Annotated in this window: 14 protein-coding genes; 12 read left to right on the forward strand and 2 right to left on the reverse strand. The window is 58.9% G+C overall.

Features of this window, described 5'->3' with window-relative positions:
• Nucleotides 1-58 precede the first annotated feature (58 nt).
• Nucleotides 59-688, forward strand: coding sequence for a TIGR04219 family outer membrane beta-barrel protein (locus ACB032_RS11070; protein WP_011707376.1), 630 nt, complete (start codon nt 59-61; stop codon nt 686-688).
• 64 nt (nt 689-752) lie between these two features.
• On the forward strand, nt 753-1,430 hold the full coding sequence (locus ACB032_RS11075; RefSeq protein ID WP_011707375.1) for an SDR family oxidoreductase: 678 nt from the start codon (nt 753-755) through the stop codon (nt 1,428-1,430).
• 86 nt (nt 1,431-1,516) lie between these two features.
• Here the strand turns inward: ACB032_RS11075 and ACB032_RS11080 are convergent, their stop codons facing one another.
• Both ACB032_RS11080 and ACB032_RS11085 read right to left on the reverse strand, forming a co-directional pair.
• A complete protein-coding gene (locus ACB032_RS11080; RefSeq protein WP_324013821.1) occupies nt 1,517-3,241 on the reverse strand; it encodes a proline--tRNA ligase in 1,725 nt (574 codons plus the stop codon).
• A gap of 135 nt (nt 3,242-3,376) precedes the next feature.
• Entirely contained in the window at nt 3,377-5,386 is a 2,010-nt protein-coding gene (locus ACB032_RS11085) for a methyl-accepting chemotaxis protein (RefSeq protein ID WP_371137930.1), read from the reverse strand.
• 238 nt (nt 5,387-5,624) lie between these two features.
• On the opposite strand from ACB032_RS11085, the gene ruvA reads away from it, so the two are divergent.
• From ruvA to tolA, 10 genes are all read left to right on the forward strand, one after another.
• Nucleotides 5,625-6,239: a Holliday junction branch migration protein RuvA gene (gene ruvA / locus ACB032_RS11090; RefSeq protein WP_011707372.1), complete on the forward strand. Its 615-nt coding sequence runs from the start codon at nt 5,625-5,627 to the stop codon at nt 6,237-6,239.
• A gap of 8 nt (nt 6,240-6,247) precedes the next feature.
• Nucleotides 6,248-7,258 carry a Holliday junction branch migration DNA helicase RuvB gene (gene ruvB / locus ACB032_RS11095; protein ID WP_011707371.1) on the forward strand — a complete coding sequence of 337 codons (1,011 nt, stop codon included), beginning with the start codon at nt 6,248-6,250 and terminating at the stop codon, nt 7,256-7,258.
• 936 nt (nt 7,259-8,194) lie between these two features.
• Nucleotides 8,195-9,751, forward strand: a complete 1,557-nt coding sequence (gene cydA, locus ACB032_RS11100; RefSeq protein ID WP_371137931.1) for a cytochrome ubiquinol oxidase subunit I — start codon at nt 8,195-8,197, stop codon at nt 9,749-9,751.
• Between the two features lie 12 nt (nt 9,752-9,763).
• Nucleotides 9,764-10,900, forward strand: a complete 1,137-nt coding sequence (gene cydB / locus ACB032_RS11105; protein WP_371137932.1) for a cytochrome d ubiquinol oxidase subunit II — start codon at nt 9,764-9,766, stop codon at nt 10,898-10,900.
• Nucleotides 10,901-10,914: 14 nt separating this feature from the next.
• A complete protein-coding gene (cydX, locus tag ACB032_RS11110) occupies nt 10,915-11,031 on the forward strand; it encodes a cytochrome bd-I oxidase subunit CydX (protein ID WP_005304933.1) in 117 nt (38 codons plus the stop codon).
• Entirely contained in the window at nt 11,018-11,329 is a 312-nt protein-coding gene (locus ACB032_RS11115; RefSeq protein WP_371137933.1) for a cyd operon YbgE family protein, read from the forward strand. Before cydX ends, ACB032_RS11115 begins: the two co-directional genes overlap by 14 nt.
• Nucleotides 11,330-11,434: 105 nt before the next feature.
• Entirely contained in the window at nt 11,435-11,842 is a 408-nt protein-coding gene (ybgC, locus tag ACB032_RS11120) for a tol-pal system-associated acyl-CoA thioesterase (protein ID WP_011707367.1), read from the forward strand.
• A gap of 1 nt (nt 11,843) precedes the next feature.
• Nucleotides 11,844-12,521 (forward strand): protein TolQ, encoded by a 678-nt coding sequence (gene tolQ, locus ACB032_RS11125; RefSeq protein ID WP_211274729.1) that lies wholly within the window; start codon nt 11,844-11,846, stop codon nt 12,519-12,521.
• A complete protein-coding gene (gene tolR / locus ACB032_RS11130; protein ID WP_011707365.1) occupies nt 12,521-12,967 on the forward strand; it encodes a protein TolR in 447 nt (148 codons plus the stop codon). The genes tolQ and tolR overlap by 1 nt, the downstream gene beginning before the upstream one ends.
• Nucleotides 12,968-12,972: 5 nt before the next feature.
• Nucleotides 12,973-14,136 carry a cell envelope integrity protein TolA gene (tolA, locus tag ACB032_RS11135; RefSeq protein WP_011707364.1) on the forward strand — a complete coding sequence of 388 codons (1,164 nt, stop codon included), beginning with the start codon at nt 12,973-12,975 and terminating at the stop codon, nt 14,134-14,136.
• Nucleotides 14,137-14,200: the final 64 nt, after the last annotated feature.

The following is a 14,200-nucleotide window of genomic DNA, read 5'->3' on the forward strand; positions in this document are numbered from 1 at the left end:
TTCCCGTCGCACTGGGTAAAATGATGGCCTTTCCAGTCCATAGATAGAGAGTGACGTGATGAAGAAGACCTTGATTGCCGGTTGCGTACTGGCCCTGTTCAGCCAGGCAGCCATGGCTGCCGATGACTGGCGTTTCGCTGCCGGTACCGATGTATGGAATGCTCAGGGCAGCGGCCAGATCAACGGTGTCGGGGCCAACGGCAGCTACGACGAGAACTACAACTGGAGCGGCTACCTGCAACTGGAGCACGGCATCATCCTGCTGCCCAACGCCAAGTTCGAGATCTCCGATTTCGGTACCAGCGGCGGCGCCCTCAACAACGATCTGATGGCTTATGACCTGAGCCTCTACTATCGCCTGTTCAACAACGACCTGTTCCAGATCGATCTGGGTCTGACCGGTCGTCGCTACGATGGTGATTTCAACACCCAGCACTACTCCTATGACAAGGACGTGCTGATGGCCTACACCGGCGCCGAAGTGCGCATCCCGGGTACTGGCTTTGCCGCCTTCGGTGATGCCCGCGTGCAGGATGCCGACAACTACGACTACCGTCTGGGTGGCTCCTACAAGTTCGCGACCGTACCGCTCAAGGTGCGTGCCGGCTGGCGTGATGCGAGCATGGACTTCGACCGCGTTGACCAGCGGGTCGACGGCTGGTTCATCGGTGGCGAATTCACCTTCTAATACCGGCAACGGCTGATGACGATGGCCCTATCATCCCGATGGCGGCATCCGACGAGGAAAGAGCATGGGTCATATCATAGTGACGGGGGCGGGGTCCGGTCTGGGCCGGGCGCTCACCATAGGTCTGGTTGAACGCGGTCATCAGGTCTCCATGATGGGGCGTCGTTATCAGAGGCTGCAGGAGCAGGAGGAGTTGCTCGGCAAGGCGGTGATCGGCATCGCCGCCGATCTGGCACACCACGAGGAAGTGGACGTGGCGTTTGCCGCTGCGGTGGAGTGGGGCGGCCTGCCCGAGCTGGTGCTGCACTGCGCCGGCGTGGGCGAGTTCGGCCCGGTCGGCGTCTATACCGCCGAGCAGATCCGCCGGGTGGTGGAGAGCAACCTCATCTCCACCATTCTGGTGGCCCAGCAGACGGTGCGCCTCATCGGCGACAAGGGCGGTGTGCTGGCCAACGTGCTCTCCTCCGCTGCCCAGGTGGGCAAGGCCAACGAGAGCCTCTACTGCGCCTCCAAATGGGGCATGCGCGGTTTTCTGGAGTCGTTGCGGGCCGAGCTGAAAGGCTCGCCGCTGCGGCTGGTGAACCTCTATCCGAGCGGGATCCGCAGTGAATTCTGGGACAACTCGGATCATGTGGACAGCAGCGGCTTCATGACCCCGGAAGACGCCGCCGCCTACATGCTGGATGCGCTGGAAGCCAGAAGTAGCTGCCATGTGACCGATCTCTTCATCGGCCGCAACTAGTTGCGGCCAGCCTCGCCTCTGCCCTGCGGCAGAAAACAAAAAGCGCGCCTAATGGCGCGCTTTTTTATGGGGGCAAGGGGGCGTAATTAACGGCCCAGCTTGGCCTTGAGCAGGGCAACGATGTCGCTGATCGCCACTTCCTGCTTCTCGCCAGTGCGGCGGCACTTGTACTCCACCACGCCGTTGTCCAGACCGCGATCGCCGATGACGATGGCGTGCGGCACACCCAGCAGCTCCATGTCGGCGAACATCACGCCCGGGCGCTCTTTACGGTCATCGAACAGCACATCCACACCGGCGGCTTTCAGCTCGGTGTAGAACTGCTGAGCCTGCTCGGCCACGCGCTCGGACTTGTGCATGTTCATCGGCACGATGGCCACTTCGAACGGGGCGATGGCTTCCGGCCAGATGATGCCGTACTGGTCGTTGTTCTGCTCGATGGCGGCAGCCACCAGGCGGGAAACCCCGATACCGTAGCAACCCATCTCCATGGTGACGGACTTGCCGCCCTCGTTCAGCACGCTCGCCTTCATGGCTTCGGAGTACTTGGTACCCAGCTGGAAAATGTGGCCCACTTCGATGCCGCGCTTGAGCAGCAGCTTGCCCTGGCCGCACGGACTCGGGTCGCCTTCTACCACGTTGCGCAGGTCGGCAACTTCGTAAGCGGTGATGTCGCGATCCCAGTTGGCACCGGTCAGGTGGAAGCCGGTCTCGTTGGCGCCACAGACGAAGTCCGCCAGATGGGCGGCGCTGCGATCGGCGATGATGCGACCGGCAAAGCCGACCGGACCGATGGAGCCTGCGTCGCAACCGGCGGCAGCCTTGATCTGCTCGTCGTTGGCGAAGGTCAGCGGGTTGGCAACACCCGGTAGTTTCTCGGCCTTGATTTCGTTCAGCTCGTGATCGCCACGCAGAACCAGCGCGATGACGGCCTGTTTGCCGTGCTCGTCCTCTTCGCCCAGCACCAGCAGGGTCTTGGCGATGGCGCTCGGTGCCACGTTCAGGAAGGCGGCCACTTCGTCGATGGTGTGGACGGCCGGGGTAGCAACCTTGGTCAGGGCCGCGGTGGCGGCAGGGCGCTCGCCAGCCGGTGCCAGCGCTTCGGCCATCTCGATGTTGGCGGCGTAATCTGATGTATCGGAGAAGGCGATCAGATCTTCACCGCTCTCGGCCAGCACCTGAAATTCGTGGGAACCGGTACCACCGATGGAGCCGGTATCGGCCTGCACCGGACGGAAGTTCAGCCCCATGCGGGTGAAGGCGGCGCAGTAGGCGGCGTGCATCCGCTCGTAGGTTTCGATCAGCGAAGCCTTGTCGATGTGGAAGGAGTAGGCGTCCTTCATCAGGAATTCGCGACCGCGCATCACGCCGAAGCGGGGACGCACTTCATCGCGGAACTTGGTCTGGATCTGGTAGAGGTTGAGCGGCAGCTGCTTGTAGCTATTCACTTCGTAACGCACCAGCGAGGTGATCACCTCTTCGTGGGTCGGACCCAGCACGAAGGGGCGGTTGTGACGGTCGGTCAGACGGCACAGCTCGGGACCGTAGTCATCCCAGCGGCCGGACTCCTGCCACAGCTCGGCGGGCTGCACCACCGGCATGGAGACTTCGATGGCACCAGCATTGTTCATCTCTTCGCGAACAATGTTCTCGATTTTTTTCAGAACCCGCAGACCGGACGGCAGCCAGGCATACATGCCGGAGGCCAGTTTGCGGATCATGCCGGCGCGCAGCATCAGCTGATGGCTGACGATCTCGGCATCGGACGGGGTTTCCTTGAGAGTGGAAAGCAGATATTGGCTGGTACGCATCGCGGTAGACCTTAGCTAAGACGGGCGGCTGGGCCCTGGATAATTTCAAGAGCGGAATTTTAACAGGCCGGACCCTGCGGCCCAAGGGCTAAATTCGTACTACGGGAGAAAGCGGGGGCATCGCCCCCGCGTTGGTCAGACCCGAAATTGCGACAGCAGGCGCTGTTGCAGCAGGCTGGCCTGATGCAGGGAGGAGGCGAGCTGCAGGCACTCCTGCGCCTCCTGCTCGCCGGTCTGGGCCTGCAGGCTGATGCCGGAGACCTTGTCCGAGGTGTGGCTGAGGGTATGGGAGAGCTGGCCGGTGGCATCCGCTACCTGTTGCACCATGTCCGCCAGATGGTCGATGGCCTCTTCCACCTTGAACAGGATCTGCCTGGTGTTGTCGGAGTCCTCCATGCCGGATTCCACCGTCTTCAGATTGCGCTGCATCATCAGATAGGCTTTCTCGGTCTGTTGCTGGATGTTGTTGATCACCTCGGTTATTTCGGCGCTGGAGGAGGCGGTGCGATTGGCCAGGGTGCGCACCTCGTCGGCCACCACGGCAAAGCCGCGACCCATTTCGCCGGCCCGGGCCGCCTCGATGGCGGCGTTGAGCGCCAGCAGGTTGGTCTGCTCCGAGATGCTGCTGATGGTGGAGATGATCTGGCCAATCTGGCTGGCCTGCTCCTTGAGGGCGTTGATGGCGTTGGCGCACTCGCCCACTTCCACCACTACCCGCTGCATGCCGTTGCTGGCGGAGGTCACGTATTGGCTGCTCTCGGCGGTGAGCTGGCGCACCTCGTTGGCGTTTTGCGCCGCCAGGCTGCAGTTGTCCGAGATGGAGGTGGCGACCTGGACCATCTGCTCGCTGTCGTGGTGCAGTGCCTGGGCGTGTTCGGCGGTCTGGCGGCTGCTCTGGCTGATGGCTTCGACCCGGTTGACCGAGGTGTGGACGTGCTCGCTGATGTGCTGGTTGTTGTCCATGGTGGAGCTGATCATCTTCTGCAGTTTCTCGATGAAGCGATCCACGCTGCCGGCCAGCGAGCCAATCTCGTCGTCGCGCTTGAGATTGATGCGGGCATTGAGGTCGCCTTCTCCTGCCGCGATATCCTGCATGCGTTGATTGACCTGCAGCAGGGGTTTGACGATGGTGCGCACCAGCCAGAAGCCGCACAGGGTCACGAGCAGCAGGCTCAACAGCAGACCTCCCAGCAGCAGGTTCTTGGTGTGGCTGATGATGCTGTTGAGCTGGTTTACCTGATCTTCGACCGTGGCATCCCCCTTGGCTTCGACCTCGACCAGTTGCTGCTTGAGCTGGTCGGCGCTGCGTTCATAGTTGACCAGTTGACCCTGATACTCGCTCAGTGCCGCCATCCACTGCACCATCAGCCGCTGCACCTCGGTTTGCAAGGTGCGGTACTGGGTTGCCAGCGACTGGCCGGCAAATTCCCCTTCGCCGGGTACATCAAACATACCGCTGCCCAGCATGGCGTCGACTGCCTCTTGATAGAAGCGGGTCGCCTCCTTCATCTCGGCCTGGATGGCGGGGGTAGGGCCTTCGCTCTGCATCTTCTCCAGCGCATAGAGCTGGCGCAAGAAGCCGATGTTGGCCTCCATGCCGCCATCGGCGGCATGCCAGCGGGTAGCCAGACCGCCATTCCAGCTGATGGCCTGATCCGGCGACTGGGTCAGGCTCTCGACCGTGCCGTCCCCCACCACCTCAAACTGGGTCGAGAGGCGGGACATGTGCTCCGAGCTGGCGCGCAGCGCCTGATCGACGCTGGTAAAGGCCCGGTAGAGTGCCAGCAACTGCTCCTGTTGCTGCTGATAGGCCAGATGCTGCTGCTCCATCGCGCTGATGGCGGTAGCGTCGATCAGCCGGCCTTCCCCCACCCGGCGCATGGCATCGGCGGTGGCCGCTCTGGCGCGTTGCAGCTCCGGCTCGTCGAGCGGCATGCCTCTGAGCATCTTCTGGATGTAGAGCGACTGGTTGCCGAGCTCGATGGATCCTTCCATGGCGCCATCGGCAGTCTGCCAGGCGGCGCCCAATACATAGGAGAGCAGATCCGCCAGTCGCTGGCTGCCATACCAGCCGACGATGCCCATCCCCAGCGTGCAGCTGAGCAGAATGGTCAGCCCGAGATTCGATGTGGTGACAATTTTCATGATGCAGGACCTTCCTTGGCTCCGAACAAACCCAATTCAGTGTTTTATCAATGGCAGGAATCCGCCATTCCCGATGAAAAATAAAGTTGTTTCCATGCCCGGATCCAAGCATGGCTGGCAACAGGCGAACGTGCCGAGAATCCGCCCCGATCCTCACCGCCCTATGCTGGATACTTATCCAGTTATTCTTTATGCTATGAGCCAATTTACAGATAGCTGGTTTGGCGAGGAGAGAGCCGTGATTGGTCGCTTGAGAGGCGTAGTCATTGAGAAACAACCCCCCGAGGTACTGCTGGAGGTCGGGGGCGTGGGCTATGAGGTACAGATGCCCATGAGCTGCTTCTATGATCTGCCCGAGATCGGCAAGGAGGCGACCATCCACACCCACTTCGTGGTGCGGGAAGATGCCCAGTTGCTCTATGGCTTCAATCACAAGCAGGAGCGGGCGCTGTTTCGCGAGCTGATCAAGACCAACGGGGTCGGTCCCAAGCTGGCGCTGGCCATCCTCTCCGGCATGACCGCCACCCAGTTCGTGCTGAGCGTCGAGCGCGAAGAGATCAGCTCCCTGGTCAAGTTGCCGGGAGTAGGCAAGAAGACCGCCGAGCGGCTGGTGGTGGAGATGAAGGACCGGCTCAAGGGCTGGGTCAGCCACGATCTCTTCTCGCCGGCCGAGATCACTCTGCCTGCCAGAGAGAGTGCCCTGCGAGCGCCGGATTCGAGCGAAGAGGCAGCCAGCGCGCTGGTGGCGCTTGGCTACAAGCCGCAGCAGGCCAGCCAGATCGTCAGCAAGGTCGCTGCCGATGGCATGTCGGTGGAAGATATCATCCGTGAAGCACTGCGCAGCCTGGTGTGAGGTAGACAATGATTGAAGCGGATCGTCTCATCTCCGCCTCCGGCGGGCGAGAAGAGGAAGTCATCGATCGGGCCATCCGGCCCAAGCTGCTGGCCGATTACACCGGTCAGGATCCCGTCTGCGAGCAGATGGAGATCTTCATCGCGGCGGCGCGCCAGCGCGGCGAGGCGCTCGATCACCTGTTGATCTTCGGCCCGCCGGGGCTTGGCAAGACCACGCTGGCCAACATCGTGGCCAACGAGATGGGGGTCAACATCAAGACCACCTCCGGCCCGGTGCTGGAGAAGGCCGGTGATCTGGCGGCGCTGCTCACCAACCTCGAACCAAACGACGTGCTGTTCATCGACGAGATCCACCGCCTCAGTCCGGTGGTGGAGGAGGTGCTCTATCCGGCGATGGAAGATTACCAGCTCGACATCATGATTGGGGAGGGGCCCGCCGCCCGTTCCATCAAGCTCGATCTGCCACCCTTCACCCTGATCGGTGCCACGACCCGGGCTGGCTCCCTCACCAGTCCGCTGCGGGATCGTTTTGGCATAGTGCAACGGCTCGAGTTCTACAACGTCAAGGATCTGACCGACATCGTCGCGCGCAGCGCCCGTTGCCTCGGGCTCGACATGACGGAAGACGGTGCATTGGAGGTGGCGCGTCGTTCGCGCGGTACGCCGCGAATTGCTAACCGTTTGTTGCGCCGGGTGCGCGATTTTGCCCAGGTGAAATCTGACGGCCGCATCGATGGACCCATAGCGGCCCGAGCTATGGACATGCTGGACGTGGATAATGAAGGCTTCGACTTCATGGACCGCAAGTTATTGTTGGCTGTGATAGACAAGTTTCTGGGCGGGCCGGTGGGGCTCGACAACCTGGCGGCTGCCATCGGGGAGGAGAAGGACACTATCGAGGATGTACTCGAGCCTTATCTGATCCAGCAGGGCTATCTGCAACGTACACCCAGAGGGCGGATCGCGACACCAAGAGCTTATGCGCATTTTGGCCTGCAACGGCCAGATGAAGGGTGAAAATAGCTGATTGAACAAAAAACCGCCGCCAGAGGCGGTTTTTTGTTATCCGGGTAAAAAAAAGCCCACTGCGGATGCGGTGGGCAAAGACAATTCAGGATGGATGTTCACAGACAGTGAGTGCGTCTGGAGACAGACCGGTAAAAAAACAGAGGAGCCGTCGCGAGGCCTCAGAGTCGGTTCATTTGATAGAGCTGCACGAACGAAAGCTTGTAGTAACGGATGGTTTTAGCAACAAACTTTTTCATCTTTGATTCCAATAAACAGGTTCGAAATGTTCATCGAATACGTACCGGGAACCCAGATTGACCGGCCTGTATCCAAGGGTATGCCCTCACTGCGAGGCGCATTGTAGGAGCTCTATCGGACTCGGACAAACAAGAAAAATTACCTATCTCAGATTAGATTAACTAATCATTTTGCCGGCTTGTGGAATTAGCATGAACATGCGTTTTTAGTGGTTTTTAATTAGTTTTATTCGGACCCGGCACAGCCACAGGAAACATTATGAAAACGACCTTGTCAGTTGTTTTTTAACAGAACCATTACTAATTGGTGATAAATATAAATTTGATTTAAATCAATGATTTGCGATCTTTGTTTTTTTGTGATGCAGCTCTCTAAAATAAATCTCATCGGTCGTTAAAATGCCTTTAAAAGGCATGTATTCATGATGGTTTTACATTGATTTCAATCAAATAAAGGTGATATAAAACGCAGGTCATTATGGGCGGGAATAAAGCAAGCTGGATTGTTTTGTAATTGTTAAACATTAGCTTTTTTTGTTCCCTATTATTGCCTTGTTGTTAATGTGGTGGCAGTCGAATCCGGTCGTCAGTGCAAAACTGGAACATGACCGATAATTCGGGGACTTCCAACGGAAGCTTTGTCCTTAAAACTTAAAATAGCCGTGCCAATAATCGGTGAGGAAACATCATGATTGCTGAGCATGTGGTAGACCTATCGCGGTTCCAATTCGCTGCGACGGCCCTTTATCACTTCCTGTTTGTGCCCCTGACGCTCGGAATGGCCTTCATTCTGGCGATCATGGAGTCTGTCTATGTGATGACCAACAACCCTGTCTACCGGGACATGACCAAGTTCTGGGGCAAGTTGTTTGGTATCAACTTTGCCCTTGGGGTCACCACAGGGCTGACCATGGAGTTTCAGTTCGGTACCAACTGGGCTTACTACTCCCACTACGTCGGCGATATCTTCGGGGCCCCGCTGGCCATCGAAGGCTTGATGGCCTTCTTCCTGGAATCCACCTTCGTCGGTATGTTCTTCTTCGGTTGGGATCGCCTCTCCAAGCGTCAGCACCTGGCTGCGACCTGGCTGATGGCACTGGGGACCAACCTCTCCGCCCTCTGGATTCTGGTGGCCAACGGCTGGATGCAGAACCCGGTCGGTGCCGAGTTCAACTTCGAATCCATGCGGATGGAGATGGTGAGCTTCGCCGAGCTGGTGTTCAACCCGGTTGCCCAGGTCAAGTTCGTGCATACCGTCGCGGCCGGCTACACCACGGGCGCCATGTTCGTGCTGGGTATCTCTTCCTACTACCTGCTGAAGAATCGTGATGTGGCCTTTGCCCGTCGCTCCTTCGCCATCGCAGCCGCTTTCGGCATGGCTTCCATCCTCTCCGTGCTGATCCTCGGTGACGAGTCCGGTTACGAGACCGGTGAAGTGCAGAAGGTGAAACTGGCGGCCATCGAGGCCGAGTGGAACACCGAGCCGGCACCTGCCTCCTTTACCCTGTTCGGCATTCCGAATCAGGAAGAGATGCGGACCGACTACGCCATCAAGATCCCCTATGCGCTCGGCATCATCGCTACCCGTTCCCTGGATGGTCAGGTCACCGGCCTCAAGGATCTGAAGAGCGAGCATGAGCTGCGCGTGCGCAACGGCATGACCGCCTACGACCTGTTGACCAAGCTGCAATCCGGCGACAAGTCCGACGATACCCGTGCCCGCTTCGATGAAGTGAAGCAGGATCTGGGCTACGGTCTGCTGCTCAAGCGCTACACCAACAACGTCACCGATGCCTCCGACGAACAGATCAAGGCTGCCGTGGATGACTCCATCCCGCAGGTTGCGCCGCTGTTCTTTGCCTTCCGCATCATGGTTGCCTGCGGCATGCTGATGCTGCTGCTGATCGGTCTGGCCTTCTATGACAGCACCCGTCACAAGATCGGCGAGCGCAAGTGGCTGCTCAAGGCACTGCTGTACGGTATCCCCTTGCCCTGGATCGCCATCGAGTGTGGCTGGTTCGTCGCTGAGTATGGCCGTCAGCCCTGGACCATCGCCGAAGTGCTGCCGACCTCCGTCTCTGCATCCAATGTGCCGGCGTCCGAGATCTGGTTCTCCCTGATCGGGATCTGCCTGTTCTATACCGTACTGCTGATCATCGAGATGTACCTGATGTTCAAGTACGCGCGTCTGGGCCCAAGCAGCCTGAAGACGGGCAAGTACCACTTCGAACAGAGCAAGGCATAAGGAGAGTAACCCATGTTTGATTACGAAATGTTGCGTCTGGTCTGGTGGGTGCTGGTCGGTGTCTTGCTGATCGGTTTCGCCATCACCGACGGCTTCGATATGGGGGTGGGCGCACTGCTCCCCTTCGTCGGCAAGAAGGATGTCGAGCGTCGGGTGATGCTCAACACCATGGGCCCGCACTGGGAAGGTAACCAGGTATGGTTGGTGACTGCCGGTGGTGCCCTGTTTGCCGCCTGGCCCATGGTCTATGCCGCAGCCTTCTCCGGCTTCTACATCGCCATGATCCTGACGCTGATGGCCCTGTTCTTCCGCCCGGTCGGTTTCAAGTACCGTTCCCTGCGTGAAGACGCCAAGTGGCGCAGCAACTGGGACTGGGCGCTGTTCGTCGGCAGTGCTGTGCCGCCCATCGTGTTCGGCGTGGCATTCGGCAACCTGCTGCAGGGCGTACCGTTCGACTTCAACCAGTTCATGATGCTGACCTATCACGGCAACTTCTTCGGTCTGCTCAATCCGTTCGGTCTGCTGGCTGGTCTGGTGAGCCTGTTCATGCTGGTCACTCAGGGGGCGACCTGGCTGATGATGAAGACCGACGGTGAAGTGCTGGCCCGCTCCCGCACTGCCGCCATGATCTGCTCGCTGCTGACGCTGGTGCTGTTCGGTCTGGCCGGTTTCTGGGTCAGCGGCATGGAAGGCTATGTGGTGGTCAAGGCGGCCGCGACCGATGCCGTTTCCAATCCGATGAACAAGGAAGTGGTGCGTCAGGCCGGAGCCTGGATGAACAACTACAGCCTCTATTCCTGGATGGTTGCAGCACCTGTGCTGGGTCTGGCCATGAGCCTGCTGACCGCGCTGTTCGCCAAACTGAACAAGGGCTGGCTGGCGTTCACTACCTCCTCCCTGGCGGTTGCCGGCGTGATCCTGACTGCAGGCTTCTCCATGTTCCCGTTCGTGATGCCTTCCAGTCTTGAGCCGTCACTGAGCCTGACCATGTGGGATGCCACAGCCTCCTTCAACACCCTCAAGGTGATGACGGTGGCGGCAGCCATCTTTGTACCGATTGTGCTGGGTTATACCCTGTGGACCTACATCAAGATGTTCGGCCGGGTGACCAGCAAGCACATCGAAGACAACCAACAATCGCTCTACTAAGAAGGTGCCCTGATATGTGGTATTTCACCTGGATCCTGGGTCTGTTGCTGGCTTGCGCATTCGGCATCATCAATGCGCTCTGGCTGGAGCACACCGAAAACATGGATCGCCAGATCGATGAGAACAAGTGATCGACTCGCCTGGTTGGCCGCTCCATTGGAGCGCCAACCCTGGCAGGGGTTGATGCTGTTGGCGGCGGCCCTGTTGGCCGTCGCCATTTTACAGGCTCCCAACCTGGTGGCCGCCAATACCAGCGAGCACGGGCTCTGGCTCGCGCCCTGGCTGATGTGGGCGGTCTGTTGTGGCGTCATGCACGGGCTGGGATTTCATCCCCATAGTCTCATCGGTCGTGTGCTGTTTTGCCCCTGGCTCGCCTGGCCCAGTTTGTTATATGGGCTCTGGTTGACCCAAGGCTATTTCCTTTCATAAAAAACGGGGGGAGGCAGGATTTCCCTGCTTCCCCCTGCTTCTTTCCTATTCAGCCCTGCGCTATGATAGCCCCCCATCTGACTGTCGAATGGATCACAGATTGTTATGGGGGAAGTCTCTGAGTTTCCGGTACGGGTCTACTACGAAGACACCGATGCCGGGGGCATCGTCTACAACGCCAATTATCTCAAGTTTATGGAACGTGCTCGCACCGAGTTCCTGCGCTGCGGCGGCATCGAACAGGATGTCATGCTGCGCGACGGGTTCGCGTTTGTGGTGAGTCGAACAGAGATCGATTTCCGCTCGGCGGCCCGATTTAATGAGCTTTTGACTGTATTAACGCAAGTGACTGAAGTGAAACGCGCCTCCATGCGTTTTTCACAACGGATACTGGCGGCTGATGGACGACTGATCACCCAGGCCATGGTACAGATAGCCTGTGTCAGTCATCCGCATATGAAACCTGTTGCAATACCTGAAAATGTGAAGGGAGTGCTGTTAAGTGCACGCTGAAATTTCGTTTATTGGCCTGTTTTGGCAAGCCAGCCTGCTGGTAAAACTGGTCATGATGACCCTGATGGGTATGTCGGTAGTCTCCTGGGCGCTGATCATCCAGCGTTCCAAGGCCATCAAGGCAGCCAATCTCGCATCGGAGCAATTTGAAGACAGATTCTGGTCCGGGGTCGATCTGAACCGTCTCTACCAGGAGTCCTCCTCCCGTCGCGACGACATCGAAGGCATGGAAGACATCTTCTACTCCGGCTTCAAGGAGTACGCCCGTCTGCTCAAGGCCGGTGCCCGTGGTCAGGATGCAGTGATGGACGGTACTTACCGTGCCATGCGGGTCTCCCTTTCCCGTGCCGTGGACGAACTGGAATCCAACCTGCCGGTGCTGGCGACCATCGGCTCCATCAGCCCCTACATCGGTCTGTTTGGTACCGTCTGGGGGATCATGAACGCCTTTATCGCCCTGGGTCAGGTACAGCAGGCCACCCTGCAGATGGTGGCACCCGGTATCGCGGAAGCGCTGATCGCCACCGCCATGGGTCTGTTTGCCGCCATCCCGGCCGTTATCTTCTACAACCGCTTCTCCAACAAGGTCGAGCGGCTGGAAAACGCCTACGCCAACTTCATGGACGAGTTTACAACCATTCTGAACCGTCAAATTGCTCAGCAGCAGGGTGATCAGTAATGCAAACCTATCAGCGGATCCGGCGCAAGAAGGTGGCCGAGATCAACGTGGTTCCCTATATCGACGTCATGCTGGTGCTGCTTATCATCTTCATGGCGGTGACGCCCGTGATCACGCAAGGGGTCAAGGTTGACCTGCCGCAGGCGGAATCCGAGCAGTTGCCGGAAGATGCCAAGCCGCCCTTCATCGTGAGCGTCAACACCGAAGGTGAGTACGTCATCAAGGCCGGCGAGGCCGATGACGAGCCGGTGCCTGCCGGTACTCCCGAGGCGATGCAGCAATACATCACCGAGAAGGCCATGGGCTATCTGGCCATCAACCAGAACGCCCCCGTGGTGGTCGCCGGCGACAAGTCGGTGCGCTACGAAGAGGTGATCCTGCTGATGGTGGCCCTCAAGAAAGCGGGTGTGCCTCAGGTCGGCCTGATGACGGATCCGGTGAACTGACGGAGATGGATGTGAAGCGTGGTATTTCCGGTTATCTCATCGCGTCGCTTCTGCTGCACCTGATCATCGGCATCATCCTGTTTGTCGGGCTCGACTTCAGCAAGCCGAAGCGACCCGAGTCGAAGGGGCAGATCGTCAATGCCGTCATGCTCGACGAGAATTTCCTCAACGAGCAGGCCAAGCAGATCCAGCAGCAGAAGTCTCAGCCCAAGCCGCAGAAGGTAGAGAAAGAGAAGGATAAGGAAGACACGGACATCGCCAAGCGCGAGCTGGCCCAGCAGCAGGAGCGGCTGCGTATCGCCGAGACCAAGCGCAAGGAGGCCGAAGAGGCCACCCGCAAGGCCGAGGCTGAAAAGCAGAAGAAGGTAGCCGAGCAGAAGCAGGCGGAAGAGAAGGCCCAGAAGGCCGAGGAAGCCCGCAAGCTGGAAGAGCAGAAAGCCAAGAAGGTGGAAGCCGAGCGCAAGGCCGCGGAAGAAGAGAGCAAGGCGCTGGCGCTGAAGAAGAAAAAGGAACAAGAGAAGAAAGAGGCCGAAGAGAAGCAGGCCAAGGCGGACGCAGCCAAGAAGGCGGAAGCCGAGAAGAAGGCCAAGCAGGAGGCTGAGAAGAAAGCCAAGGCCGAAGCGGACAAGAAAGCCAAGGCGGAGGCCGAGAAAAAGGCCAAGGCCGAAGCCGACAAGAAAGCCAAGGAGGCCAAGGAAGAGGCCGCCAAGAAGGCAAAAGCTGACGCAGAGAAGAAAGCCAAGGCGGAGGCCGACAAGCAGGCCAAGATCGCGGCAGAGCGCAAGCGCAAGGCGGCCGAGGAGGCCAAGCTGCAAAAAGAAATGGAAGACATGATGCAGCAGCAGCTGGCGGCTGAGGCCAATGCCCGCAGTCAGGCGGCATCTGCTGCAGCGCAGGGCGAGGTCGACAAATACGCGGCACTCATCAAGGCGACTGTTGAGCGATATATGATTTTGGATCCCACCATGCGGGGCAAAACATGTACTATCGGCGTACGTCTTGCGAGCACTGGCTTTGTCATTTCGGTAGATAACGGCCAGGGTGACCCGGCGGTATGTCGTTCCGGCAAGGCGGCCGTATTGAAGGCCAACCAACTGCCGGTGCCGAAGGATCCTGCGGCGTTCGAGATGTTGAAGGAGTTCAACCTCAAGTTGGAACCGAGCATCTAAGGCCTGGGTAGGGTAAATCGTGTAGCGTGGTTGGCAGCATCTTGCCGAGAAAGGAAGTTAATCT

It is taken from the genome of Aeromonas sp. S5(2024) (assembly GCF_041403025.1).
Lineage (GTDB): Bacteria > Pseudomonadota > Gammaproteobacteria > Enterobacterales > Aeromonadaceae > Aeromonas > Aeromonas hydrophila.